This is a genomic window from Bordetella genomosp. 11 (genome assembly GCF_002261215.1).
Lineage (GTDB): Bacteria > Pseudomonadota > Gammaproteobacteria > Burkholderiales > Burkholderiaceae_B > Bordetella_C.
Genome location: NZ_NEVS01000004.1, coordinates 4,447,827 through 4,473,015, shown reverse-complemented (window position 1 = coordinate 4,473,015; position 25,189 = coordinate 4,447,827). Strand labels below are relative to the sequence as shown.

Here is a 25,189-nt window from a genome sequence, read left to right as displayed (position 1 = left end):
GCGGCTCGCGGCATGTCGCCCCCTTAATGCATCGGGCCTACAACACGTAGCGCGCCAGGTCCTGGCTGCCCGCCACTTCAGCCAGTTTGTCGTTCACATAGGCGGCGTCGATGCGCACCACGTCGCCCGAACTGGCGGTTGCATCGAAGGACAAGTCCTCCAGCAGTTTTTCCATGACGGTGTACAGGCGCCGCGCGCCGATGTTCTCGGTCTTTTCGTTGACGGTGAACGCCAGCTCGGCCAGGCGCTCGATGCCATCGTCGGTGAACTCCAGCTTGACGTCCTCCGTGGCCATCAGGGCGGTGTACTGCTTGGTCAGCGAGGCGTCGGTATCCGACAGGATGCGCACGAAGTCCGCGGCGGTCAGGGAATCGAGCTCTACCCGGATGGGAAAGCGCCCCTGCAATTCAGGAATCAGGTCGGACGGCTTGGCCAGGTGAAAGGCCCCGGAGGCGATGAACAGGATATGGTCGGTGCGGACCATTCCGTAGCGCGTATTGACCGTCGTGCCTTCGACCAGCGGCAGCAGGTCGCGCTGTACGCCCTGGCGGGAGACTTCGGCCCCGCCGGTCTCCTGGCGCGCGGCGATCTTGTCGATCTCGTCCAGGAATACGATGCCGTTCTGTTCGACGTTGGCGATGGCCGCGCTGCGCAGATCGTCTTCGTTGACGCGCTTGGCGGCTTCTTCCTCGACCAGCAGCTTGAAGGCTTCCTTGACCTTGAGCTTGCGCGATTTCTTTTTGTCGCGGCTCAGGCCGGCGAACATGCCGCGCAGCTGTTCCGTCATTTCTTCCATGCCGGGCGGGCCCATGATGTCCATCTGGGGCACGGGCTGCGCGACTTCGATTTCCACTTCCAGGTCGTCGATCTTCCCTTCGCGCAGGCGCTTGCGGAAAGTCTGGCGGGCGCTGCTTTCGTCGTTGCGGTCCGGCTCGCCGCTGGCGGTGCGCGGCGGGGGCACCAGCGCATCCAGGATCAGGTCTTCCGCCGCGTCCTCGGCTTGCGACCGGACCCGCCGCATTTCCAGCTCGCGGGTCTGCTTGATCGAATATTCGGTAAGGTCGCGGATGATGGTGTCGACGTCGCGGCCGACATAGCCGACCTCGGTGAACTTGGTGGCTTCGATCTTGATGAAAGGCGCATTGGCCAGCTTGGCCAGGCGGCGCGCGATCTCGGTCTTGCCCACGCCGGTCGGCCCGATCATCAGGATATTCTTGGGATGGATCTCGTTGCGCAGCGGCTCGGCGACTTGCTGGCGGCGCCAGCGGTTGCGCAGGGCGACCGCGACGGATCGCTTGGCGCGATTCTGGCCGACGATGTATTTGTCGAGTTCGGAGACGATTTCCCCGGGGGTCATGGTGGAGGCGGACATGCTTGGATCCTTGGGCACACGGAGGCGGGCGGACGGTACGCGGCGCACATGGGCGCGGGCGCTTATTCGCCCAGCGTTTCGATCAGGTGGTTCTGGTTGGTGTAGATGCACAGGTCGCCGGCGATCTCCAGCGACTTCTTGACGATGTCTTCGGGCGACAGGTCGGTGTGGTCCAGCAGGGCGCGCGCCGCCGATTGCGCATAGGCGCCGCCCGAACCGATGGCGGCCAGGCCATGTTCCGGCTCCAGGACGTCACCGTTGCCGGTCAGGACCAGCGTGTGGTCGCGGTCGGCGACGATAAGCATTGCCTCCAGGCGGCGCAGCACGCGGTCGGTGCGCCAGTCGCGGGTCAGCTCGACCGCCGCGCGCATCAGATGGCCCTGGTGCTTTTCCAGCTTGGCCTCGAAGCGTTCCTGCAGGGTGAAGGCATCGGCCGTCGCGCCGGCAAAGCCGGCCAGGATCCTGTCGTGATAAAGGCGGCGGATTTTGCGCGCCGTGCCCTTGATGATGATGTTGCCGAGCGTGACCTGGCCATCGCCGCCCAGCGCGACGCGGTTGCCGCGCCGCACGCTGACGATGGTGGTGCCGTGATATTGATCCATGATGCTTTTCCTTCGCGCCGACGCGGGCAGCTCCCATTCCTGTAAGCGGGGAGCCTGTAACCATGGCATATGGGGGCGCCGGCGTGGAGATCAAGATCGGGCGGGCTACCGCGCCGGTCCCTGCCCGGCGCCGGCCCGCGTGCATGGCGATCCGGCCCGCGCGGATATCGATGTAACCGCGCGCGGCGCAAAGAAAAAGGGCCGGACCTGTGCCGGTCCGGCCCTGCTTGCGGACTTGCGCGCCTTGCGGGCGTATCAGTCGCCGTAGAGCTTTTGGCGCATCTCGCGGCGTTCCTGCGCTTCCAGCGACAGGGTGGCCGTGGGGCGCGCCAGCAGGCGGGGGATGCCGATGGGCTCGCCCGTTTCCTCGCACCAGCCGTATTCGCCGCTGTCGATGCGGGCGATGGACTGCTGCACCTTTTTCAGCAGCTTGCGCTCGCGGTCGCGCGTGCGCAGCTCGAGCGCGTGTTCTTCTTCGATCGTGGCGCGGTCGGCGGGGTCGGGAACGAACTGCGTTTCGCGCAGATGCTCCGTGGTTTCACCCGCGTTGTTCAGGATGTCCTGCTCCAGCTGCTTCAACCGATCCTTGAAGAACGCCAGCTGGCGTTCGTTCATGTAGTCGGATTCGGGCATGGCCAGCAATTCCTCTTCGCTGGGCAGATCAACCGGCGTCTCGTTTGTCGACTTGCTTGATTTTTTCGTTGCTGCCTTGGTAGCCATGAAAGTACTCCACACTATGAATCGGACCTGGCGATGGTGTCCCGTGCTTCAGGACGCCCCCGCCAGGCACTGCTCCAGTCCCCGGGTAAATATCTCCTGGGGCAGTTTGCGGCCGATGAAGACCATTTTGGTGGCCGGCTTTTCGCTGGCCGTCCAGGGTTTGCCCGGCTCGGCTCCCATCATCATGTGCACACCCTGGAAGAGCATGCGCCGGTTTACCCCTTTCATGTAGAGGATGCCTTTGTAGCGCAGCAGATCCGGGCCGTATACCTGCACCACGCCGCCGAGGAATTCTTCCAGGCGGACGGGATCGAACGGTTTGCTGGACCGGAACACGAAGGCGCCGATCTCGTCGCTGTGATGCGCGTGATGATGGTGGTGATGGCCGTGGCCGCATTCCGGCCCGCAGTCGCCTTCGTGATCATGGTCGTGGTCATGATCATGATCGTGCTGGGCGTCGGGATGCTCGTCCGCGAGGAAGTCGGGGTCGATGTCCAGGATCGAATTCAGGTTGAACCCGCTGATGTCGATGATGGACTTGAGGTCGACTTCGCCGAAGTTGACCGGCGTGACGGGCGCGCGCGGATTGATGCGCACGATGCGGGCGCGCAGCGCTTCGTAGTCGGCCTCGTTCACGAGGTCGCGCTTGGAAATCAGGATGCGGTCGGCGAAGCCGATCTGCTTCTGGGATTCTTCCTGGGCGTCCAGGGTGGCCATGCCATGCTTGGCGTCGACGACCGTGATGACGGCATCCAGCCGATAGTATTCGGCGATGTCGTCGTCCATGAAAAAGGTCTGGCACACCGGGCCGGGGTTGGCCATGCCGGTGGTTTCCAGGATGACGCGTTCGAAGTTCAGCTGGCCGTTCTGGCGCTTGGCCTTCAGTTCGCCCAGCGTGCGCATCAGATCGCCGCGCACGGTGCAGCAGACGCAGCCGTTGCTGAGTTCGACGATTTCTTCATCGCTGTCCTGCACCAGCAGATCGTTGTCGATGCTCTCGGGGCCGAATTCGTTTTCGATGACCGCGACGCGGCGGCCATGGTATTCGGATAGGACGCGTTTGAGCAGTGTAGTCTTGCCCGCACCGAGGAAGCCGGTGAGGATCGTGACGGGGACCATTTCGTCCAGACTGCGCGAGGTATTCATAATGACTGCCGAATAGAGGCCTCGGCGAAATGCCCCGGCGTGTTTGCCTGGGCGTTGCGCGAAGCGCGGGGGGCAAGGATATGTCGGGCCGCCATCTCAAGGGCCGCGTTCCCGCCCGGACGCAGGATTACAGCACAGTCGGCGACGCCGGGCAAACCCCGGGCCTACCCTGGTTTAAAGGGGAGATTGCGGCCAAATGGGGGCAGATACGGGGATTTCAATACCCGGCTCGGAATATTCCGACATACGTATTAGTGCGCATGGGCGGGTCCGTGGCCGCCATGGCCCGCGGGCGCGCCCGCAGCCGCACGTTTTTGCTGGCAGGCCGGACACAGCGCGCGGATTTCCGTTTCGTGGGAGTTCAGGGCGAAGCCCGTGCGCGCGACGCGTTCTTCCAGCTGGCGGCTCATCGCCGGATCGCTGACCTCCGCCACGGCCCCGCAGCCGGTGCAGACCACGAGCAGGTCGTGATGCGCGCCACCGGCGTCGTGGCATGCGATCCAGGCATTGACCGCGTCCAGGCGATGGACCAGCCCTTCATCCATCAGGAAGTCCAGTGCCCGGTACACCGTCGGCGGCGCCGCGCCGGGGTGGACGGCCCGCATGGCTTCGAGCAGGTCATAGGCCTTCAGGCTGCGGCCATGCCGCAACAGCAGTTCCAGGACCTTGCGGCGTATCGGCGTCAGCCGGCGACCGCGTTGCGCGCACAGCGCTTCGGCGACGTCCAGTTGGGCGCCGATGCCATCGGGTCGGGCGGATCGGGGGGAGGTGGGCATAACGCGAGCGGGGCCGGCAGGCTTGCGGACGTAGGATGGGGTAGAGGATACCCGACCGGGCCCGCGCGCGGCGGGCGTCAGGTCAGCCTCAGTTTGTTATGATATAACAATGCGCGGCCGGGGGACGTCGCCGGCTCCGGTCCTGCCCATCCGTGGCGCGCGCCCAGCGCGTGGCGGTGGCGCGCGGAATGGCGGGATGTTTCCGCCGCCGATGCTGTCCCGCCGTGCCCCGCGCTGCATTTCTTCCTTTTCCATGACTTCCGATCCCTTCCACGCCAACTCGTCCGACCCGGCCGGTGCGCCCGTGTCCCCACCCGCCGCCGGGCATCGCGATGTCGCCCACGCCGAAGCGCGCGCGCGGCGGTACGGCGCCGGTCAAGGTTCGTGGTTGCTCGCGTCGGCGGCGCAACGCATGGGGGCTGCCGCATTGGTATGCGCGGCGCTGTGGGGCTTGACCGGATGGGCCATGGGATGGTGGTAGATGGCCAGCGCGCGCCGGCGCGCATTTCATTGGAGCAGGCGTCGTTCGGCTGGCGCGGCCGGCGCGCGGTCAGCGATGTCAGCGGGGTTTTCCTGCCAGGATCCATGACGGCCATCGTCGGCCCGAACGGCGCCGGCAAATCGACGCTGATCAAAGGGGTGATGGGCGTGCTGCGGCCCATGGCGGGCCGGGTGGTCCTGGACGGCACGGGCCGCCGCGGCCTGGCCTGGCTGCCGCAGGCGGCCGAACTGGATCGGGGATTTCCCATCACCGTGCATGAATTGGTGGCGATGGGGGCCTGGCGGCGGGTCGGTGCCTGGCGGCGCTATAGCGCATCGGAACGCGAACGCGTGCGTCAGGCCCTGGAAGCGGTAGGGCTGGCAGGAGCGGGCGACCGCATCGTCGGCACGTTGTCGGGCGGGCAATTGCAGCGCGCGCTGTTCGCGCGCCTGCTGTTGCAGGACGCGGATGCGTTGTTGCTGGACGAACCGTTCGCCGCCGTGGATTCCCACACGGTCGAAGACCTGATGCGCCTGCTGGGCCAGTGCCACGGCGAGGGCCGCACGGTGATCGCCGTGCTGCACGACCTGGATCTGGTTCGCGCGCATTTCCCGCGCACCCTGCTGCTGTCCGGCCACGTCGTGGCCTGGGGCGACACCGCCGACGTCCTGACCGACGCCAATCTGCGTGCCGCCCGCCAGCTGCGTGACCGGGAGCTCGCATGAATACCGGATCGCGCAACGACAGGACGAGGACGCGACGGCCATGAGCATGATGGAGTGGGTGGTGTCGCCCTTTATGGACTACGGCTTTATGCGCCGGGCGCTTGCCGGCGCGTTCGCCTTGTCCTTCGGCGCGGCGCCGCTGGGTGTCTTCCTGGTCCTGCGGCGCATGAGCCTGATGGGCGACGCCATGTCGCACGCGATCCTGCCCGGTGTCGCGGCGGGCTTCCTGTTATCGGGGCTGTCGCTGACCGCGATGCTGTTGGGCGGCATCATCACCGGCCTGGCGGTGGCGCTGCTGGCGGGGCTGGTGTCGCGCCTGACGCCGTTGCGCGAAGACGCCAGTTTCGCCGCTTTCTACCTGATCTCCCTGGGCCTGGGCGTGCTCCTGGTGTCCCTGCGCGGGTCGAACATGGACCTGCTGCATGTGTTGTTCGGCACGGTGCTGGGCCTGGACGACAACGCGCTGCTGCTGGTGACGGCCTGCGCCACCATTACCCTGCTGTCGCTGGGCGCCCTGCACCGGCTGCTGGTGGCCGAATGCATGGACCCGGGATTCCTGCGCGCCGCGGGCGGTGGCGGATCGCGCGTGCACATGGCTTTCCTGATGCTGGTTGTATTCAACCTGGTGTCGGGATTCCAGGTCCTGGGAACATTGATGGTCGTGGGCATCATGATGCTGCCGGCCGCGTCCGCGCGGTTCTGGTCGCGGAGCGCCGCGGGGCAGATTCCGCTGGCGGCGCTGTTCGGCGCGCTGGCTTCGCTGTCGGGCCTGCTGGTTTCGTACCACGGCAACGTGCCCGCCTCGCCGGCCATCATCCTTAGCGCGGGCGTCATCTATCTGGTTTCGGTGGCATGCGGCCCGCAGGGCGGCTTGCTGGATCTGTCGCGCCGCGCCCGTGGCGCGGCGCATTGAGCTGTCTGGGGGTTCAGGTATGGCAATCGGGATATCACCCCGCCGTGGGTCGTCGAGGCTGGCCGTCTGGCTGGGAGCGCTGTCGCTGGCCGTCTGCGCGCCACTGGCCAGGGCGGCCGATGCGCCGCCCGCCGGTCCCTTGCGCGTCGTCGCGAGTTTTTCCATTCTGGGCGATATGGTCAGGCAGATCGGCGGCGGTGACGTAAAGGTCGATACGCTGGTGGGCCCGGATGGCGATGCGCATGAATACGAGCCGACACCGGGCGACGCGCGGGCACTCAACGCGGCACGGCTTTTGGTGGTGAACGGTTTGAACTTCGAAACCTGGATGAACCGCCTGGTGAAGACGGCCAACTTCAAGGGCACCATCGCGGTTGCTTCCGATGGGGTGACGCCGCGCCATTTCGATGACGATGACATCGGCGGCGTGGTCGGTTCGGATGCCGGGCAGCACGCTTCGGCCCATGCCGGCCACGGCGCGGCGGCGCACGCGGGCCATGCGACGAGCCTGGATCCCCATGCATGGCAGAGCCTGGCCAATGGCGTCCTGTACGCGCGCAATATCGGCGCGGCGCTGGCCAAGGCGGATCCGGCCCATGCCGACGCGTATCGCCAGCGCACGGATGCCTACGTCGCCAAAATCGAAGCGCTGGACCAGCGTGTCAAGCAGGCATTCGCGGCCTTGCCGCCCGACCGCAAGCGCGTGGTGACGTCGCATGATGCCTTCGGGTATTTCGGCCAGGCGTATGGCGTCACTTTCATTTCCACCATGGGCATTTCCACGGACGCCGAGCCTTCGGCCGCGGATGTGGCGCGCATCATCGACCAGGTCAAGCGCGAAAAGGTGCCCGCCGTGTTTCTGGAGAATGTCAGCAACCCGCGATTGGGCCAGCGTATTGCCCATGACACCGGCGCCAAGCTGGGCGGGACGCTGTATTCGGACGCGCTGGCCAAGCCCGGCCTGCCGGCCTCGACCTATCTTGGCATGTTCGAATGGAACCTGTCCGCCTTCATGGCCGCACTGAAGCCTTGAAGCCTTGAAGCCTTGAGGTTTTGAGGCCTTGAAGGTGTCGCCGGGCGCGGGCGGCAAGGCCTGGCATCGCCGGCGCTTTGCCGGGCCGGCGGAATATCAGGACTTGCGGCCGGCGCGCGGGTGCGCCTTGTCGTAGACCTGCGCCAGATGCTGGAAATCCAGCCGCGTGTAGACCTGGGTGGTCGAGATGTTGGCGTGGCCCAGCATTTCCTGTACGGCGCGCAGGTCTTGCGCGGACTGCAGTACGTGGCTGGCGAAGCTGTGGCGCAGCACGTGCGGGTGCACGTGTACCGGCAGCCCCGCGCCGCGCGCCAGCCGCGCCAGCTGCGATTGCACCACGCGCGGCGAGATGCGGTGGCCGCGCGCGCCCAGGAACAGGGCGGCGGCGTCGGCCGGCGTGGAACGCGGCCCCAGCAGCGCCTCGCGCGCCGGCAGCCATTCGCGCAAGGCTTTCACCGCGGCGGCACCGACGGGCACGGAGCGCTGCTTGCCGCCCTTGCCCAGCACCACCACTTCGCGTTCATCCAGGTTGAGCCAGCTTGCCGAGGTATGGTCGGACCCGCGTTCATAGCGCCAGTCCAGGCTGGTGAGCTCTGATAGCCGCAGTCCGCTGGAATACAGCAATTCCACCATGGCCTGGTCGCGCAGGGCGACGGGGTCATGCCCGCCGCCAGCGGCGGGGCGGTCCAGCAGCGCCTGCGCCTGTTCCACCGACAGCGCCTTGGGCAGCGGGCGCGGCGCCTTGGGCGCGCGCACGCCGGCTACCGGGTTGCCGGCCAAACCGGCCTGCGGCGCCCACCATTGATAGAAGCCGCGCCATGCCGCCAAGGCCCGCGCCAGGCTGCGCGGGCCCAGGTCGCGCGCGTGCAGGCGCGCCACGAATTGCCGTATATGGCCATTGGCCAGGCGGTCGAGCGGGATATCGCCCGCCAGTTCCGCCAGGTGGCGCAGGTCGCGCCCGTAGCCGTCCAGGGTGTGCGCGGAGTAGCGGCGGTTGGCGGCCAGGTGCGCCAGCCACGCTTGCATCGGCGCGGGCAGCGGGCGATCCATGGCGCGCGCCTCCGCTTGTCTCAGGCCAGCCGCCGCAGCGCTGCCGATGCCAGCTTGCCGACGGTATCCAGGAAGGTCGTCGACATATCGGGCGCGAAGCGTTCCGGGTCGTTGGACCCCAGCACCAGCAGGCCCACCGTGGGCGCATCGGCGCCCGGACGCAGCGGGATCAGGGCCAGCGAGCGTGGCTTGGCGCTAAGCCAGCTGGCGGCTTCGAATTCCGTGTCGGTGCCGCAGTAAGGGGATTTCAGGCTATCCGCGAAGGTACGCACGTCGTCGGAAACAGGCTCCCCGTAGCCGGTTTGCGGCACCTGGGCCAGGCGCCACAGGCGCAGGCCGACCTCGTTCAGATCGAATTCGCGAGCCAGCCCCAGCGCGATCTCGCCGGGGATGCGGTCGACCTGGGTTTCCGCCAGCAGCCGGGCGCACCATTGCCCCAGCCGGGTGCTGATGCCTTCGTTGGCGTTCGCGTTGTGGATCAGCTCGTTCAGCCGCCATTCCTGTTCGCGATTGCGTTCGCGCAGCATCAGGATTTGCCGTTCTCCCAGCGATATCGTGCCCATGCCGTGAGGATGCGGCACCTGCATGGCGGCGAAGACATCGGCGTGCGAGGTGAAGAAATCCGGATTGTCACGCAGGAAATCGGCGACATGCTGCGGACTGAGGGCGTTATCGGTCATGTGTGGGGTACGGTGCGCTTAACGGTTCAGGGCCATGGAAAAGACGAGCTTGTCGATATCGACCGTGCCGGTGTAGACGGACGTCGCGGGGCCGGTCATGCGCAGCGCCTGGCCGTCCCAGTCCACCGTCAGCATGCCGCCGCGTGCCTGGACGCGGACCGGCGTGTCCAGCAGGCCGCGGCGGATGCCGGCGGCGACCGCCGCGCAGGCGCCGGTGCCGCAGGCCAGGGTTTCGCCCGCGCCGCGTTCGTAGACGCGCAGGCGGATGTCGTGGCGGTCGATGACCTGCATGAAGCCGGCGTTCACGCGGCGCGCGAAGCGCGGATGCGATTCGACGGCCGGTCCGACCAGGTGTACGGGTGCGCGGTCGACGTCTTCCACCAATTGCACCGCATGTGGATTCGAGATCGCGACCACGGAAATTTCCACGCTGGCCGGCAATCCGGCCGGGGCATCGTCCCCGGCCGCGAGGGGCAGCGTATAGAGGGTGTCCTGGCCTTGCGTGCGCGATGCCAGGCCGGCGGCATCGAAAGGCAGGTCGGCGGGACTGAAGCGGGTGCTGCCCATGTCCACCGTGACCTGTTCGTCGTCGCCTTCGTCCAGGACCAGGATGCCGGTGGCAATCTGGGCGCGCAGCGGATTGCGGTCGGACAGGCCGTTTTCGTGCACGAAGCGCACGAAGCAGCGGGCGCCGTTGCCGCAGTGTTCGACTTCGCTGCCGTCGGAATTGAAGATGCGATAGCGGAAATCGGCGTCCGGTACCGTGGCGGGCTCGACCAGGAGGATCTGATCCGCGCCGATGCCGAAGTGACGGTCGCCCAGCGCCCGGGCGCGTTCGGGCGTCATGTCGATGGACTGCCGCACACCGTCAAGGACGACGAAGTCGTTGCCGGCGCCGTGCATTTTGGTGAAGTGCCAGATCATCGTCGCATTATCGCCCAATCCGGAAGCCCACGCGTCGATGGCCCCTGGACGGACATTGGCGGCGATCCCGCCGTCGCCGGGAGTCGCTAGTAGAACTTTTTTTCGCCGGCCGGCCGCGTCTTGAACCGCCGATGCACCCAATAGTATTGGCTGGGGCAGCGGCGCACCCATTGCTCCAGTTCGCGATTCAGGCGCGCGGTCGCCTCTTCCAGCGTGTCCTCGCCCGGAAAGTCCTTCAGCGCGGGCAGGACCTCGACGTGATAGCGCCCGGTGCGCGGGTCCCAGAATTCGATGACCGGGATGACCGGCGTATTCCACTTGCGCGCGATCTGGGCGGTGGCCGGAATGGTGGCCGCCTGCACCCCGAAGAAGGGCACGAAGATGGCGCCGTCGCGCCCGAAATCCATGTCCGGCAGGTAGTAGACCGGCCGGGCCTCGCGCAGGTGCCGGATCAGGCCACGGACGCCATCCTTGCGGCTGACCAGGTGGACCTCGTTGAATCGCGTGCGCCCCGCGCGCACGATGGCGTCGACGGCCGGATCGCGCTGGGGCGTGTACATGGTCGCGCCGGTGGGGGATTCCATGGTCAGCCGGGTGGCCGCCACGTCCAGCCCGATGAAATGCGGCGCCAGGAGGATCAGCGGCTGCTTTTCCCGACCCAGGCGCAGGAATTCCTCATGGCCGGAGACCGTGACCATGTCGCGGATGGCCTCGGGCGTGCCGTACCACAGCACGCCGCGGTCCACCACCGACTGGCACAGCGCGCGGAAGTGCTCGCGCAGCCAGCGTTCGCGCGTTTCCCTGCTTTCCTCGGGAAAGCAGAGGTCCAGGTTGATGCGGACGATGCGGCGCCGGCGGCGCGCGAACACCAGCGTGAACCAGGTCAGGATGGCGCCGGCGCGCAGGCGCGTGGCGGGCCGGACGCGGCCGAACCAGGAGAACAGGGCGACCAGGGCGCGATGCTTGATGCTGCTCATCCGGCGCGATCCCCGGCGGTGCTGCCCAGGTTGCCGCCCAGGGCGCCGCTTTCCTTGCCCGCGTCGTTGCCCCGGACCGGCGCCGCGACGTCAAGCGTGTCGGGCGCCGGCGGCGCTCCGCGCGGGGCCTTGTAGCGGTTGTAGCTCCACAGGTATTGCTCGGGGAAGCGGCGGATCAGGGTTTCCATGGTCGCATTGAAGAGCGCGGCTTGCGCCTCGGCCGTGGCGGGCAGGGGGCCCGGCACGCGGATATAGTGGACGCGCCAGCCGCGTCCGCGCGGCAGGCGTTCGCCCGCGGTCAGGATGACCGGCACATCGTTGGCCGCGGCCAGCTTGCCGGGAAGGGTCACGGTGTAGGCCATGCGGCCGAAGAAGGGCGCCCATACGCCGTCGCCTTCCTTCGGTGCCTGGTCCGGCAGCATGCCGACGCCTTCGCCGCGCCGCAGGGCGCGCACGAATTCCCGCACGCCCTGCATCGTGGCGGGCACCGCGCGCAGCCTGGAGGTGTTGCGCGCGGCGTCGAGCAGGGGCGCGAGGGCCGGTTTGCGGGGCGGGCGGAACATCACCGTCAGCGGCAACTGGCGGGTCAGATGCCGGGCCATGATCTCGAAGCACCCCAGGTGGGGCGTCATGAACAGGACGCCGCGCTGCTCGGCGCGCGCGGCGTCCACGATGGCTTCGTCGTCCGAGTGCACGCGCCCCAGGCAGCGCTCGGTCTGGAACCAGACCTTGGGCATTTCGAAAATCATGGCGCCCGCCTGGGCGGCGGCTTCCCGGGCGAAGGCGGCGTCGGGATAGCCCGCCTGCGCGGCATTGGCGCGCAGGCGCTGGCGGTATTTGCCCGGCCAGAGATAGGCCAGTACGCCGAAAAAGCGCCCCATGCCATGCAGCACGGATAGCGGCAGGCGGGCCAACAGGCGGAACAGGGCGACGAGCAGCATGCGACGGGGACGAATGAAAGCCGCCATTTTCGCTTAAAATAGGAAAGGTCGCCGAGTTAACCGACAACTTGCGGGGCGACGCGCGCCGGGTCCGACGGTATCCAAACCGACGGCTCCGCGCACGCAAAATCCGCTAAAGCGTCGCGCCATGGTCAAGGTCTTGCCGATTGCGATCCCAGGTGCAACGCACCTTTCGTCAATCCGGCCGCGGGTCGTTCGCGTCCCGCCGGCCCAGCAAGGAAGCCTAACCGTGGCACATAGCGATTATCTTTTCACCTCCGAATCCGTCTCCGAAGGCCATCCGGACAAGGTCGCCGACCAGATCTCCGATGCCGTCCTGGACGCCATCTTCACGCAGGACCCCAATGCCCGTGTCGCCGCGGAAACGCTGTGCAATACCGGCCTGGTGGTGCTCGCCGGTGAAATCAGCACTTCCGCCACCGTCGACTACATCCAGGTCGCGCGCGACACGATCCGGCGCATCGGCTACGACAATACCGAATACGGCATCGACTACAAGGGCTGCGCGGTCCTGGTCGCATACGACAAGCAATCGCCGGATATCGCGCAGGGCGTGGACCGTACCTCGGAAGACTATCTGAACCAGGGCGCCGGCGACCAGGGCCTGATGTTCGGCTACGCGTGCGACGAAACGCCCGACCTGATGCCCGCGCCGATCTGGTATTCGCACCGCCTGGTGCAGCGCCAGAGCGAACTGCGCAAGGACGGCCGCCTGCCGTGGCTGCGTCCGGACGCCAAGTCCCAGGTGACCTTCCGCTACGTCGACGGCCGTCCCGTCGAAGTCGACACGGTGGTGCTGTCCACCCAGCATGCGCCTGAAGTGTCGCAGGAAACCATCCGTGAAGCGGTCATCGAAGACATCATCAAGCCGTCCTTCCCGGCCGGCCTGATCACCTCCAAGACCCGTTTCCTCGTCAACCCGACCGGGCGCTTCGTCATCGGCGGTCCGCAGGGCGATTGCGGGCTGACCGGCCGCAAGATCATCGTCGACACCTACGGCGGCGCCTGCCGCCACGGCGGCGGCGCGTTCTCGGGCAAGGACCCGTCCAAGGTCGACCGTTCCGCCGCCTATGGCGCGCGCTACGTGGCCAAGAACATCGTCGCGGCCGGCCTGGCGCGGCAGTGCGAAGTGCAGGTCAGCTACGCCATCGGCGTGGCCGAACCCATCAACATCACGGTCTACACCGCCGGTACCGGCGTGATCCCGGACGAGCAGCTGTCCAAGCTGGTCCGCGAGCACTTCGACCTGCGGCCCAAGGGCATCGTGAACATGCTGGACCTGTTGCGTCCGATCTATTCGAAGACGGCCGCCTACGGCCACTTCGGCCGCTCGGAGCCCGAGTTCACGTGGGAAGCCACGGACAAGGCCGCGGCGCTGAAAAAGGCCGCTTGACGAACACGGATGCCGGGACGGTTGCCGTCCCGGCCCGGTTCGCGTGAAGCCGCGACGGCAACGTTCGCGGCTTTTATTTCGCCCGCGGTCTCGGGTGGTGGACCGCGGCATGCCCGTGGAGGCCGGGTGCTGCACGCGCCTGGCTGGGAGATCCGCCGCGCGGTATGCTGGCCTCGCCCATGGGCGAGGCCAGGGCACCGCCAGGACGCAGTGTCCGAGGGCATGAAGGAGAATCATCGATGACATCGCTTTTCGACGTGCCGGTGCGCCGGTTCGAGGTCCCGGGTACGCATATCGCCGCACGGGTTGCGGGCGAGGGGCCGCCATTGCTGCTGTTGCACGGCCATCCGCAGACGAATGCGATATGGCATCGGCTGTGGCCGGCGTTGACGGCGCGCTATACCTGCGTGGCGGCCGATCTGCGCGGCTACGGCGACAGCGGCAAGCCGGAGGCGACGCCGGACCACGCCGCGCACTCCAAGCGCGTCATGGCCGCCGACATGGTCGAGGTGATGCGCCAGCTGGGGCACGAGCGTTTCCAGGTGCTGGCGCACGACCGCGGGGCGCGCGTGGCCCATCGCCTGGCTCTGGACCACGAGGATCGCGTGACCCGCATGATGCTGCTGGATATCGCGCCCACGCTGGACATGTACGAGAACACGACGCGCGCCTTCGCGCAGGCCTATTACCACTGGTTCTGGCTGATCCAGCCGGCACCGATGCCGGAAACCATGATCGGCCGCGACCCGGTGTTCTACGTGCGTTCCATCATGGGCGGGCGCCCTGGCGGCCTGGCGATTTTCGATCCGCGCGCCCTGGCGGAGTACGAACGCTGCGCCGCCTTGCCGGGCCTGCCGACAGGCATATGCGAGGACTACCGCGCCTCGGCCACGATAGACCTGGAACACGACCGCGAGGACCGCGCCGCCGGCCGGCGGCTGCGCTGCCCGGTGCTGGCCCTGTGGGGCGCGCGCGGCGCGGTGGGACGCAACTTCGACGTCCTGGCCTTGTGGCAAAACGTGGCGCAGGATGTCCGGGGCCACGCCGTGGACGGCGCCCATTATCTGGCGGAAGAGCTGCCCGAGGAAATCGGCCAAGAGGCGCTGCGCTTCCTGGCCTAGGCAGGGGGCCTGGGCCGTCCAGCCGAGGCGCATGCCGGATGCTATTCTCCGATCATGCCTGACCCGATACCCGATCTTTGCCCCCCGTCCGCCACGCAAACCGACCGTGTCTTCGCCGCCACCGACTCCCCCTGCGTGGCGGTGTGCTCGACGCTGTTCGACGAGGTCTGCCGCGGTTGCGGCCGGACCGCCATGGAAGTGGCGAATTGGGTATCCATGAGCGATGAAGAAAAACAGGCCGTCTGGCGCCGCATCAAGGCGCAGGGGTACCCGCGCCGATAGGGCGTCGTAGGGTGTCATTCCCGCCTGGCCGCGCGGTGTCCCCACACCCCCTCCCGCCCGGCATCCGTACCGCTTCATGACTGTCTCGCTGGTGTCATAAACCCGGTGCCAAATAGGGGCTTTCTGGCTACTCCTGGAAAAGCCCATGCTGATCGCGCTGGTAACGGATGCGTGGCATCCGCAAGTGAACGGGGTCGTCCGCACCTGGACGACCATGCTGAAGATCCTGGCCGGATGGGGGCACGAAGTAATCGTCATCAGCCCCGAGGGCAGCCGCACGGTACCGGCCCCTTCAGAGCCGGACCTTAGGTTGTGCATCCAGCCCGCCAGGCAACTGAAGCGCCTGCTCGGCGACGTGGTGCCGGACGCCCTGCATATCGCCACGGAAGGCCCGCTGGGCCTGGCCGCGCGCCGCATGGCGCTGCGCCGCGGATGGCGCTTCACCACCTCGTTCCACACGATGTTTCCCGATTACCTGCAGGCAAGGATGGGCATACCCGCCTGGCTGCCCTGGCGCTACATGCAGTGGTTCCACAAGCCCTCGCAGCGGGTGCTGGTGCCCACCCCCACGGTGCGCGATACCGTGGGCCGCCACGGCCTGAAGAACCTGCAGGTCTGGTCGCGCGGCGTGGACGCCCAGCGCTTCCAGCCCGGCGCCGACGAGGTCTTCGCCGACCTGCCCCGGCCGGTGTTCCTGAGCGTGGGCCGCGTGGCGCGCGAGAAAAACCTGGACGCCTTCCTGTCGCTGGACCTGCCGGGCAGCAAGGTCGTCGTGGGCGGTGGACCGGATGAGGACAGGCTGCGCCGGAAGTACCCGGACGCGCGCTTCACCGGCATGCAGTCGGACGACGTTCTGCCCGGCTACTACGCCGCGGCCGATGTCTTCGTCTTCCCCAGCCTGACCGACACCTTCGGCCTGGTCATGCTGGAGGCGCTGGCCTGCGGTACGCCGGTGGCGGCTTTCCGCACCGATGCGCCGATGGCGGTGATCGAGGACGGCGTCACCGGCTGCCTGCGCGACGACCTGCGCCAGGCCTGCCTGCAGGCGCGTGCCCTGGATCGCGCCGTGGTGCGCCAGCACGCGCTGACCCGGACCTGGGACGCCATCGCCACGGATCTGCTGAATGCGCTGGTTCCGCTGACTCCGGCGACCCGCTACAATATCGCCCACGCCTGAGGAGCGTTGCGACGGGAAGGCAGCCGATGTGCAGACGAATGCGCATGGCATGCCCCGCCAGGCTCAGGCTCAAGTTCGGCTGCCCGCGTATCGCGTGGCGGCATGCAACGGCGCTCACCTTTGTCGCATACGTGGCAGAGGCGGGCGCGCCAAATCATCTGGTGTCATTCCGGCCAAGGAGCGGCCAGGATGTTGCGCACGTTTCGGGCCGCGGTGTGGCGCCGTCCGTTTATACGTGGAGCCAACCCATGAACACCGTTTCCGATAAATCCGTTTCCGACTACATCGTCGCCGATATCGGCCTGGCCGGCTGGGGCCGCCGCGAAATCGCCATCGCGGAAACCGAAATGCCCGGCCTGATGGCCACGCGTGAAGAATACGCCGCCGCGCAGCCGCTCAAGGGCGCGCGCATCGCCGGCAGCCTGCACATGACCATCCAGACGGCCGTGCTGATCGAAACGCTGAAGGCCCTGGGCGCCGACGTGCGCTGGGCCTCGTGCAACATCTTCTCGACGCAGGATCATGCCGCCGCCGCCATCGCGCAAGGCGGCACGCCGGTCTTCGCGGTCAAGGGCGAAACCCTGACCGAGTACTGGGACTACACCCACAAGATTTTCGAATGGCCCAACGGCCAGCACGCCAACATGATCCTGGACGACGGCGGCGATGCCACGCTGCTGCTGCACCTGGGCGCCAAGGCCGAGTCCGATCTTTCCGTCCTGGCCAAGCCGGCCAGCGAGGAAGAACGCGTGCTGTTCGCCGCCATCAAGGCCACCCTGGCGCGCGATCCGAAGTGGTATTCGACCCGCCTGGCGCAGATCCGCGGCGTGACCGAGGAAACCACCACCGGCGTGCACCGCCTGTACCAGATGTCCCAGCGCGGCGAACTCGCCTTCGCGGCCATCAACGTCAACGACTCGGTCACCAAGTCCAAGTTCGACAACCTGTACGGCTGCCGCGAGTCGCTGGTGGACGGCATCAAGCGCGCGACCGACGTGATGGTGGCGGGCAAGATCGCCGTCGTGGCCGGCTACGGCGACGTCGGCAAGGGCTGCGCGCAGGCCCTGCAAGCGCTGCGTGCCCAGGTCTGGGTCACGGAAATCGATCCCATCTGCGCCCTGCAGGCGGCGATGGAAGGCTACAAGGTCGTGACCATGGAAGAGGCCGTCGACAAGGCCGATATCTTCGTCACCGCGACCGGCAACTACAACGTCATCACGCGTGCCCACATGGACCGCATGAAGGACCAGGCCATCGTTTGCAACATCGGCCACTTCGACAACGAAATCGATGTCGCGTCGCTGGAAGGCTGCAAGTGGGAAGAAATCAAGCCGCAGGTCGACCACGTGATCTTCCCGGACGGCAAGCGCATCATCCTGCTGGCCAAGGGCCGCCTGGTGAACCTGGGCTGCGCGACGGGCCATCCGTCCTTCGTGATGTCCTCGTCGTTCACCAACCAGACGATCGCGCAGATCGAGCTGTTCACGCGCAACGATGCCTACGAAAAGGGCCAGGTCTACGTCCTGCCCAAGCAGCTGGACGAAAAAGTCGCCCGCCTGCACCTGAAGAAGCTCGGCGCCAACCTGACGACGCTGCGTCCCGACCAGGCGGACTACATCGGCGTGCCGGTGGACGGCCCCTTCAAGAGCAATCACTACCGCTATTGATGGTGTAGTCTTGCGGGGACGGCCACGCCGCGTGGCCGTCCCTTTCAACCAATCGATGCGGGAGATTCCAACATGACCTTGATCCTCGTCTGGATCCTGAATGCGGTGGCCTTGCTGGTGGTGGCATACCTGCTGCCGGGGATTGCCGTGGCCAGTTTCGGATCGGCCTTGATCGCCGCCCTGGTCCTGGGCCTGTTGAACATGCTGGTCAAGCCGGTGCTGGTGTTGCTGACCCTGCCGATCACCATCGTCACGCTCGGTCTCTTTCTCATCGTCCTTAACGCGCTGTTGTTCTGGTTCGCCGGGTCCATCCTGAAGGGCTTCCAGGTCAATGGCTTCTGGTGGGCGGTAATCGGTGCGATTCTCTACAGCATCATCTCCTACCTGCTGTCTTCGCTGCTTGTCTCATGACCGATACCTCTACGCCGGCGTATAGCCTGGAATTCTTTCCTCCGCGCGATATCGCCGCGCAGGAACGCCTGCTGCGCGCGGCCAAGCAGATGCTGGCCATCCATCCGCGCTATGTCAGCGTGACCTTCGGCGCGGGCGGTTCGACGCGCGAAGGCACCGCCGGCACCGTGCGCATGCTGCGCAACCTGGGCGTGGACGCCGCGCCGCATCTTTCCTGCGTGGGCGCCACGCGCGAGAACCTGCGCGCCATCCTGGCGTCCTATCGCGACGAGGGCGTGCGACAGGTGGTTGCCTTGCGTGGCGACCTGCCGTCCGGCATGGGCGGCGATGCCGGCGAACTGAAGTACGCGCGCGATCTGGTCGCTTTCATCCGCCAGGAAACCGGCGACTGGTTCCACATCGAGGTCGCCGCCTATCCCGAAATGCATCCGCAGGCGGACAGCCCGTCCAGCGACCTGGACCATTTCATCGAGAAAGTACGCGCGGGCGCCGACAGCGCGATCACCCAGTATTTCTTCAATCCCGACGCGTATTTCGATTTCATCGAACGCGTGGCGGCCAAGGGCGTTTCCGTACCGGTCGTGCCGGGCATCATGCCCATCACCAACCATACGCAGCTGGCCAGGTTTTCGCAGATGTGCGGCGCGGAAATCCCGCGCTGGATCCGCCTGCGCCTGGCCGAATTCGGCGACGACAAGGCGTCCATCCGCGCTTTCGGCGTGGACGTGGTGACCGACCTTTGCCGCAAGCTGCTGGAGGGCGGCGCGCCTGGCCTGCATTTCTACACGCTGAACAGCGCCGAAGCCCCGATGGCCATCTGGAAGAACCTGGCCGGGGCCTGATCTTCATCCCCCGGAAAGCGGCCCGCCGCGCACCGGCGCCCGCGGGATTGCCGCGCAAAGAATCGCGTGGCGCGAAGATTCCGACCGGATTCCATCATCCGGTCATTTCCCCCCGATACCATGGCGCCCGGCATCCTTTGCGGATGGTGGGCGATAGCGATGGGACGGACGGTGCGGCCGCGCAATATTTCAATCGTGCTGGCGTTGGCGTTGGCGTTGGCATTGACGCTCGCTGCTGCCATGGACCTCGCCGTGGCGGGAGCATCGGCGCCGCGCGCCGAGGCGCGTCCCTTGCCGGGCGCGACGTGGACGGTGACGGAACGGCGCGGCATCTTGTGGGAAGTTGTCCGGCACTGCCTTCGGGCCGCGTTGACGCGGCGTGGCGCGGGCGGCGCTGAGGGCAGCGATCGGCCGGGCGCGACCGGCGCCGATGACGACGTGTCGCGGCCCAATGCCTGCGCCCGTGTCGATGTGGACGGCGGCTATGTGGTCCTGAAGGACAACAGCCCGGCCAAGCCCTATGCCTTTCTGCTATTGCCCACGGACCGGCTGACAGGTATCGAGGACGCGCGGCTGTGGATCGTCGCGGGCGTCAACTACTGGCGCGCCGCCTACGAGAACTGGCGATACGTGGAAAAGGTGCTGAAGCTGCCGCTGTTGCGGACCCAGGTCGGTTTCGCCGCCAACTCCATCTATGGCCGTACGCAGGACCAGCTGCATATCCATATCACTTGCATCCGTCCCGACGTCGCGGCCACGCTGGCCGAGCGTATCGGCACGCTGAGCGACAAGCGGTGGACGTGGCTGCCGCCGATGGCCGGCAGCTCATATGCCTATCGGGCCATCCTGACGGACGACGCCGCGCTGGCGCGGACGGATCCGGTCCGCCTGTTGGCGCGCGACGTGTATCCCGACGGCTCCATGCTGCCCCACACGTTGTTCATGGCCCCCGTGACGTTGCCCGACGGCCGGCCGGGTTTTGCCATTCTGGACAGCGAAGCCGGCCAGGACGTCAGGCATGGCCAGGGAACGGCCGCCAGCAACCGCGGCGCCTCGGAGGAATTGCTCGACGATACCTGCGCAATCGCCAAAAGCGGTATCGCCGACCGATCCGCAAACTAGCCGCGCCGCCTCGTGTCGATCCGTCGGCGGCGCCTGATGGCGGGCGGACACGCCGCCTGTCGGGGGCGCGACGCATTGACGACGGATTGGGGCACCTTCAGGTGCGCGCCGCGCCGGCCGTCCGCTTGCGCCGGCGCGAGGTCAGCTCCGCTGCGAGGGGTCCCGTCCCTCGGCCAAGGCCTGCACGGGCGCGACGTCCGTGGGCTCGCAGCTGCCGGGCAGTACCCGCACCGGCTGGTGCGTGCGCCCGGCCGGCACCAGGCTGTCCGGAGACGCCGGATTGGTCCAGGCCGGGTCGTCGATTTCCGCGAATACCTGGCGCAGCTTTTCGCCCCAGCTGTTGCGGATCATGCGGAAGTAGGCATTGTTCTCGTCGATGTTCGCGAAGCGGGTGACCCGCAGCGTATCGGCTTCGTAGACGAGCAGGTCCAGCGGCAGCCCGACAGAGATATTCGAGCGCAGCGTGGAATCCATTGAGATCAGCGCGCATTTGGCCGCTTCGTCCAGCGTCGTGCCGGGCTCCAGTACCCGGTCCAGGATGGGCTTGCCGTACTTGGATTCGCCGATCTGGAAGTAGGGGCATTCGGCATGTGCTTCGATGAAGTTGCCCGCCGCATAGACCTGGAACAGCCGGCAGCGCTCGCGGCCGATCTGGCCGCCGAAGATCAGTGTGACGTTGAATTCCACGCCCTGTTCGTGCAGTGCCTCGGCATCGCGCCGATGCACTTCGCGGATGGCCTCGCCAACGATGCGGGTGGCCTCGAACATATTGGGCGCGTTCCAGATGGAACCGGGATCCGCGCTGTCGTGCATGGACAGCATGGTCATGATGGACTGGCTGATGGCCAGATTGCCGGAGGTCATCAGCACCATGACGCGTTCGCCCGGACGTTCGAAAACGTTCAGTTTACGAAACACGCTGATCTGGTCCACGCCGGCATTGGTGCGTGAGTCCGCGAGAAAAACCAGGCCCTCGTGCAAATGGGCCGCGACACAGTAAGTCATGGATGCTCGACAAGAGGCAATCCCGATATTTTAGTTATCCCCGGCATGCCACGCCAATCACCCCCCTTGAACTGCCGATAACCCATCGCCAGCAAACAACACCCGCACCTATCCCGCCCCGCAGCGCGCCGCCCAGCGCCTCAACCCTCCCCAGCCCACGCAAAAAACAGGTGTCCCCAGAGCAGTGACGCCGAGGACCCGACTCCGCCGGTCCCCAGCGCCACCCAGCGCCTCAATCCTCCCCACCCCACGCAAAAAACAGGTGCCCCCAGAGCGGGGACGCCGAGGATCCGGCTCCGCCGGTCCTCCAGCGGCGCCCCCCTGGGGGGGAAGCGCGCAGCGCTTCGGGGGGGAGCCTGCTTCAGGGGGAGCCTGCTTCAGGGGGCCTACTGCTGGACTTGCACCGTAACCACCATCGACTCATTGCCGCCGCCGTGGCGCACGCCGCGTACCGGGCTGGCGGAATCGTAGTCGCGCGCGACGGCCAGCCTGCAGTGACAGTCGGAAGCGAACTGGCGGTTGGTGATGTCGACGCTGCACCAGGCTCCGCCGGGCAGCCAGACGTCGGCCCAGGCGTGGCTGGCGGCATGGTCGGTAACGGTGTACAGATAGCCGCTGACATAGCGCGCGGGTACGCCCAGCGCGCGCGCGCAGGCCAGGAACAGGTGGGCATGGTCCTGGCATACGCCATGGCCGAGCGCCAGTACCTGGGAAGCGACGGTGGTGACGTCCGTGATGCCCGGCTCGTAGGCGACATGGTCGGAGATCGCCTGTGCCAGCTTCAGTACATCGGCCGGCTCGCGCAATCCGCCCGGCAGGACCCGCGCGCAGAAATCCAGGATCGTGGCGTCGGGCAGCGTCAACGGCGTGGGCACGCGGTAGGCATCCACGGGCAGCCGGTTTTCCTCGCTGGTGAGCAGGCCGTCGGTCAGCGGGTCGATTTCCACCTGGCCCGTGACCAGCAGGTCGATTTCGTCGTGCTGGCGGTTCAGCGTCAACGTATGGGTGGTGTTGCCGTAGGCGTCCACCTGTTCGGCCAGGTCGCCCGGCGCGTAGATGTGCCAGCGCAGCGAGCGCTGGTGGTCCTCGCCGCGCGGCGTCAGGCGCAAGGTCTGGATGCTGTAGCTGACGGGCGCGGTGTAGCGGTACTGGGTAACGTGTTTGATGAAGTGTCTCATGGCCGTTTTCCTGTGGCGGACGTGCCGCCTCGCTATGCCGAAAGCGGCAGCAGAAAGTCCTGGCTGATGCGATTGCCCAGGTCCTTGATCCTTTCCAGGAATCGTTCCAGGAAGTCGTGCAGGCCCGCTGCCATGATGTCCTCCACCTTGCCATAGCGCAGTTCGGAACACAGCATGCCGGCGCGGCGTTCGGTTTCGGCCGAACGGTCGTTGGACACCAGCGCCAGGTCGTCCCGGACGGATTGCACCGAGCTGAGCAGCGAGCGCGGCATATCGCCGTGCAGGATCAGCAGTTCGGCCACGCGATCCGGCGTGACCACGTCGCGGTACACCTTGCGATAGACCTCCAGCCCGGAGACCGAACCCAGGATCGCGGCCCAGCGGTAGAACTCCTCGCGCACCGCCATGCCGCGCTGCGCCCCGGTGCGGCCCGCTTCGGCATCGTCGGATTCGTGGAATTTGACGTCCAGCATGCGCGCGGTATTGTCGGCGCGCTCCAGGTTCATGCCCAGGCGCATGAAGTACAGCGCCTCGTCCTCCAGCATGGTGCCCAGCGTCACGCCGCGCGCCACATGCGAACGGAATTTGACCCATTCGAAGAACTCTCCCGGGTTGCGTTCGGGAAGCTCCGAGCGCAGGTGGCGCAGCAGCTCCAGCCAGGTGGTGTTGTAGGTCTCCCAGAGTTCGGTCGTCAGGCTGCCGCGCACCGCGCGGGCGTTCTCGCGGGCGGCGTGCAGGCAGGCGTAGATGGAGGACGGGTTGTCCGGCTCGCGCATCATGAAGCGCAGCACGTCGCGCGCGCTGCCCTCCGGATAGCGCTCGTCGAACAGGGTTTGCAGTTCGGAGATGCGCATCAGCGCGTGCCAGGACCGTTCGCGCGTGGCGGGGTCCTGCGGCAGCAGCGACATTTGCATGCTCACATCCAGCATGCGGGCCATGTTCTCCGCGCGCTCCATGTAACGGCACATCCAGAACAGATTATCGGCAGTGCGGCTCAGCATGGTCATTCCTCCAGCACCCAGGTGTCCTTGGTACCGCCGCCCTGGCTGCTGTTGACCACCAGCGAGCCCTCGGTCAGCGCGACGCGGCACAAGCCGCCCGGCACGGTATGGATTTCCTTGCCGCACAGCACATAGGGGCGCAGATCGACGTGGCGCGGCGCGACGCCGCTTTCGACGTAGGTGGGCACGGTGGACAAAGCCAGCGTGGGCTGCGCGATGTAGGCCGCGGGATTGGCCCGCACGCGTTCGCGGAAGGCATCGACCTGGGCGCGCGTGGACGCCGGTCCCACCAGCATGCCGTAGCCGCCCGCTCCATGTACCTCCTTGACCACCAGTTCATGCATATTGGCCAGGACATGGGACAGCTCGTCGGACCGCGCGCAGCGCCAGGTGGGAACGTTCTGCAGCAGCGGTTCCTCGCCCAGGTAGAAGCGGATCATGTCCGGGACGTACAGGTAGGTCGATTTGTCGTCGGCGATGCCCGTGCCGACGGCGTTGGCCAGCGTGATGCGGCCGGCGCGATAGACCGACATCAGCCCCGGCACGCCCAGCGCGGAATCGGCGCGGAAGGAGAGCGGGTCCATGAAATCATCGTCGACGCGGCGGTAGATGACATCCACGCGGCGCGGGCCGCGCGTCGTGCGCATATAGACGGTGTTGTGGTCGACGAACAGGTCGCGGCCCTCGACGAGCTCGACGCCCATCTGCTGCGCCAGGAAGGCATGTTCGAAGTACGCGGGGTTGTACATGCCGGGCGTCAGCACGACCACCGTGGGATCGTCGTTGCCGCGCGGCGCCACTTCCCGCAGGTTGTCCAGCAGCAGGTCCGGATAGTGCGCCACCGGCCCCACCTTCAGGCGGCTGAAGGCATCGGGCAGCAGGCGCATGGACATCTTGCGGTTTTCCAGCATGTAGGACACGCCGGACGGGACGCGCAGATTGTCCTCCAGGACATAGAAATCGCCCGCGCCGGTCCGCACCACGTCCACGCCGGCAATATGGCAGTAGATGTTCTCGGCGACATCGACGTCCTGCATTTCCGGGCGGTATTGCGCGTTCAGGAAGACCTGTTCGGCCGGGACGATGCCGGCGCGCACGATGTCGTGGCCATGATAGATGTCGTGAATGAACATGTTCAGCGCGCGCACGCGCTGCTTCAGTCCCGCGTCCAGGTGGCGCCATTCGGCGGCCGGGATAATGCGCGGAATCAGGTCGAAGGGAATCAGGCGCTCGGTGCCGGCTTCGTCGCCGGCCACGGAAAACGTGATGCCCACCCGGCGGAAATTGAAATCGGCTTCCAGGCGGCGGGCGGCCATGACCTCGTCGGTCTGGGTCGCGAGCCATTGCCCGAGGGCGCTGTAATGCGGACGCACTTCGCCCGCGCTGTCGTACATCTCGTCGTAGGCGCGGATAGTGCCGGACGGTTGGTCCATGGTTGCGCTCCTCCTGTCAGGGGCGGCCGGTCTCGCCCTTTGCCTGGGGCGATGGCCGGCATCGCTTGTTACACCGCAATGGAAGCAACACTTGTGCCAATTTTGCGGTTATGGGGGAAAGCGCATGGGGCGCCGACCTGGTGCGTCGCCGGCGTTCCGCCGGCGCCGGGCGGTGCACCGTGATGGTGCGGCGCCC

At 66.8% G+C, this 25,189-nt stretch carries 26 protein-coding genes and 1 riboswitch; of the genes, 12 read left to right on the top strand and 14 right to left on the bottom strand.

Annotation, left to right across the window (positions count from 1 at the left end):
- Positions 1–37: 37 nt before the first annotated feature.
- From hslU to CAL28_RS27790, 5 genes are all read right to left on the bottom strand, one after another.
- Complete coding sequence (hslU, locus tag CAL28_RS27810) at positions 38–1,372, bottom strand: ATP-dependent protease ATPase subunit HslU (protein ID WP_094844218.1); 1,335 nt, start codon at positions 1,370–1,372, stop codon at positions 38–40.
- Positions 1,373–1,434: 62 nt separating this feature from the next.
- The gene (hslV, locus tag CAL28_RS27805) at positions 1,435–1,974 is read right to left on the bottom strand and encodes an ATP-dependent protease subunit HslV (protein WP_094844217.1); all 540 of its coding nucleotides are present in this window, start codon (positions 1,972–1,974) and stop codon (positions 1,435–1,437) included.
- Between the two features lie 255 nt (positions 1,975–2,229).
- Positions 2,230–2,694 (bottom strand): RNA polymerase-binding protein DksA, encoded by a 465-nt coding sequence (dksA, locus tag CAL28_RS27800; RefSeq protein WP_066356861.1) that lies wholly within the window; start codon positions 2,692–2,694, stop codon positions 2,230–2,232.
- 48 nt (positions 2,695–2,742) lie between these two features.
- A complete protein-coding gene (locus tag CAL28_RS27795) occupies positions 2,743–3,840 on the bottom strand; it encodes a CobW family GTP-binding protein (protein WP_094844216.1) in 1,098 nt (365 codons plus the stop codon).
- A gap of 251 nt (positions 3,841–4,091) precedes the next feature.
- Positions 4,092–4,616, bottom strand: a complete 525-nt coding sequence (locus CAL28_RS27790) for a Fur family transcriptional regulator (protein WP_094844215.1) — start codon at positions 4,614–4,616, stop codon at positions 4,092–4,094.
- A gap of 253 nt (positions 4,617–4,869) precedes the next feature.
- Between CAL28_RS27790 and CAL28_RS27785 the strand changes: the two genes are divergently transcribed.
- Genes CAL28_RS27785 through CAL28_RS27770 form a run of 4 tightly spaced genes read left to right on the top strand, consistent with a single transcriptional unit; the run spans position 4,870 to position 7,768 of the window.
- Positions 4,870–5,097 (top strand): hypothetical protein, encoded by a 228-nt coding sequence (locus CAL28_RS27785; RefSeq protein ID WP_141218254.1) that lies wholly within the window; start codon positions 4,870–4,872, stop codon positions 5,095–5,097.
- Positions 5,088–5,822, top strand: a complete 735-nt coding sequence (locus tag CAL28_RS27780; protein WP_094844213.1) for a metal ABC transporter ATP-binding protein — start codon at positions 5,088–5,090, stop codon at positions 5,820–5,822. The genes CAL28_RS27785 and CAL28_RS27780 overlap by 10 nt, the downstream gene beginning before the upstream one ends.
- Before the next feature lie 40 nt (positions 5,823–5,862).
- Complete coding sequence (locus tag CAL28_RS27775; RefSeq protein ID WP_094844212.1) at positions 5,863–6,735, top strand: metal ABC transporter permease; 873 nt, start codon at positions 5,863–5,865, stop codon at positions 6,733–6,735.
- Positions 6,736–6,754: 19 nt separating this feature from the next.
- The gene (locus CAL28_RS27770) at positions 6,755–7,768 is read left to right on the top strand and encodes a metal ABC transporter substrate-binding protein (RefSeq protein WP_094844211.1); all 1,014 of its coding nucleotides are present in this window, start codon (positions 6,755–6,757) and stop codon (positions 7,766–7,768) included.
- A gap of 96 nt (positions 7,769–7,864) precedes the next feature.
- On the opposite strand, the gene xerC is transcribed toward CAL28_RS27770, so the two are convergent.
- The 5 genes from xerC to CAL28_RS27745 all read right to left on the bottom strand — a co-directional run bounded on the left by xerC (position 7,865) and on the right by CAL28_RS27745 (position 12,337).
- Positions 7,865–8,818, bottom strand: a complete 954-nt coding sequence (gene xerC, locus CAL28_RS27765; protein ID WP_094844210.1) for a tyrosine recombinase XerC — start codon at positions 8,816–8,818, stop codon at positions 7,865–7,867.
- 20 nt (positions 8,819–8,838) lie between these two features.
- Positions 8,839–9,498: a DUF484 family protein gene (locus tag CAL28_RS27760; protein WP_094844209.1), complete on the bottom strand. Its 660-nt coding sequence runs from the start codon at positions 9,496–9,498 to the stop codon at positions 8,839–8,841.
- A gap of 18 nt (positions 9,499–9,516) precedes the next feature.
- Positions 9,517–10,440 carry a diaminopimelate epimerase gene (gene dapF / locus CAL28_RS27755; RefSeq protein WP_094844208.1) on the bottom strand — a complete coding sequence of 308 codons (924 nt, stop codon included), beginning with the start codon at positions 10,438–10,440 and terminating at the stop codon, positions 9,517–9,519.
- 68 nt (positions 10,441–10,508) lie between these two features.
- The gene (locus CAL28_RS27750) at positions 10,509–11,399 is read right to left on the bottom strand and encodes a lysophospholipid acyltransferase family protein (protein ID WP_094844207.1); all 891 of its coding nucleotides are present in this window, start codon (positions 11,397–11,399) and stop codon (positions 10,509–10,511) included.
- The gene (locus CAL28_RS27745) at positions 11,396–12,337 is read right to left on the bottom strand and encodes a lysophospholipid acyltransferase family protein (protein ID WP_094844889.1); all 942 of its coding nucleotides are present in this window, start codon (positions 12,335–12,337) and stop codon (positions 11,396–11,398) included. The genes CAL28_RS27750 and CAL28_RS27745 overlap by 4 nt, the downstream gene beginning before the upstream one ends.
- 253 nt (positions 12,338–12,590) lie before the next feature.
- On the opposite strand from CAL28_RS27745, the gene metK reads away from it, so the two are divergent.
- The 8 genes from metK to CAL28_RS27705 all read left to right on the top strand — a co-directional run bounded on the left by metK (position 12,591) and on the right by CAL28_RS27705 (position 20,376).
- Positions 12,591–13,754 (top strand): methionine adenosyltransferase, encoded by a 1,164-nt coding sequence (metK, locus tag CAL28_RS27740; RefSeq protein WP_094844206.1) that lies wholly within the window; start codon positions 12,591–12,593, stop codon positions 13,752–13,754.
- A gap of 239 nt (positions 13,755–13,993) precedes the next feature.
- Positions 13,994–14,875, top strand: coding sequence for an alpha/beta fold hydrolase (locus CAL28_RS27735; RefSeq protein ID WP_094844205.1), 882 nt, complete (start codon positions 13,994–13,996; stop codon positions 14,873–14,875).
- Between the two features lie 54 nt (positions 14,876–14,929).
- Positions 14,930–15,157 carry a DUF1289 domain-containing protein gene (locus CAL28_RS27730; protein WP_094844204.1) on the top strand — a complete coding sequence of 76 codons (228 nt, stop codon included), beginning with the start codon at positions 14,930–14,932 and terminating at the stop codon, positions 15,155–15,157.
- Between the two features lie 145 nt (positions 15,158–15,302).
- The gene (locus CAL28_RS27725; protein WP_094844203.1) at positions 15,303–16,334 is read left to right on the top strand and encodes a glycosyltransferase family 4 protein; all 1,032 of its coding nucleotides are present in this window, start codon (positions 15,303–15,305) and stop codon (positions 16,332–16,334) included.
- A riboswitch (S-adenosyl-L-homocysteine riboswitch) is annotated at positions 16,327–16,457 on the top strand. Its footprint overlaps the gene before it by 8 nt.
- 125 nt (positions 16,458–16,582) lie before the next feature.
- Positions 16,583–18,001 carry an adenosylhomocysteinase gene (gene ahcY / locus CAL28_RS27720; RefSeq protein ID WP_094844202.1) on the top strand — a complete coding sequence of 473 codons (1,419 nt, stop codon included), beginning with the start codon at positions 16,583–16,585 and terminating at the stop codon, positions 17,999–18,001.
- A gap of 72 nt (positions 18,002–18,073) precedes the next feature.
- Positions 18,074–18,412 (top strand): phage holin family protein, encoded by a 339-nt coding sequence (locus CAL28_RS27715; RefSeq protein ID WP_094844201.1) that lies wholly within the window; start codon positions 18,074–18,076, stop codon positions 18,410–18,412.
- The gene (gene metF, locus CAL28_RS27710) at positions 18,409–19,254 is read left to right on the top strand and encodes a methylenetetrahydrofolate reductase [NAD(P)H] (RefSeq protein ID WP_094844200.1); all 846 of its coding nucleotides are present in this window, start codon (positions 18,409–18,411) and stop codon (positions 19,252–19,254) included. The genes CAL28_RS27715 and metF overlap by 4 nt, the downstream gene beginning before the upstream one ends.
- Positions 19,255–19,374: 120 nt before the next feature.
- Positions 19,375–20,376, top strand: coding sequence for a CDP-diacylglycerol diphosphatase (locus tag CAL28_RS27705; protein WP_094844199.1), 1,002 nt, complete (start codon positions 19,375–19,377; stop codon positions 20,374–20,376).
- Between the two features lie 141 nt (positions 20,377–20,517).
- Here the strand turns inward: CAL28_RS27705 and CAL28_RS27700 are convergent, their stop codons facing one another.
- From CAL28_RS27700 to CAL28_RS27685, 4 genes are all read right to left on the bottom strand, one after another.
- Complete coding sequence (locus CAL28_RS27700) at positions 20,518–21,381, bottom strand: proteasome-type protease (protein WP_094844198.1); 864 nt, start codon at positions 21,379–21,381, stop codon at positions 20,518–20,520.
- A gap of 386 nt (positions 21,382–21,767) precedes the next feature.
- A complete protein-coding gene (locus CAL28_RS27695; RefSeq protein WP_094844197.1) occupies positions 21,768–22,559 on the bottom strand; it encodes a transglutaminase family protein in 792 nt (263 codons plus the stop codon).
- A gap of 32 nt (positions 22,560–22,591) precedes the next feature.
- Complete coding sequence (locus CAL28_RS27690) at positions 22,592–23,560, bottom strand: alpha-E domain-containing protein (protein ID WP_094844196.1); 969 nt, start codon at positions 23,558–23,560, stop codon at positions 22,592–22,594.
- 2 nt (positions 23,561–23,562) lie between these two features.
- On the bottom strand, positions 23,563–24,993 hold the full coding sequence (locus CAL28_RS27685) for a circularly permuted type 2 ATP-grasp protein (RefSeq protein WP_440588422.1): 1,431 nt from the start codon (positions 24,991–24,993) through the stop codon (positions 23,563–23,565).
- Positions 24,994–25,189 lie beyond the last annotated feature (196 nt).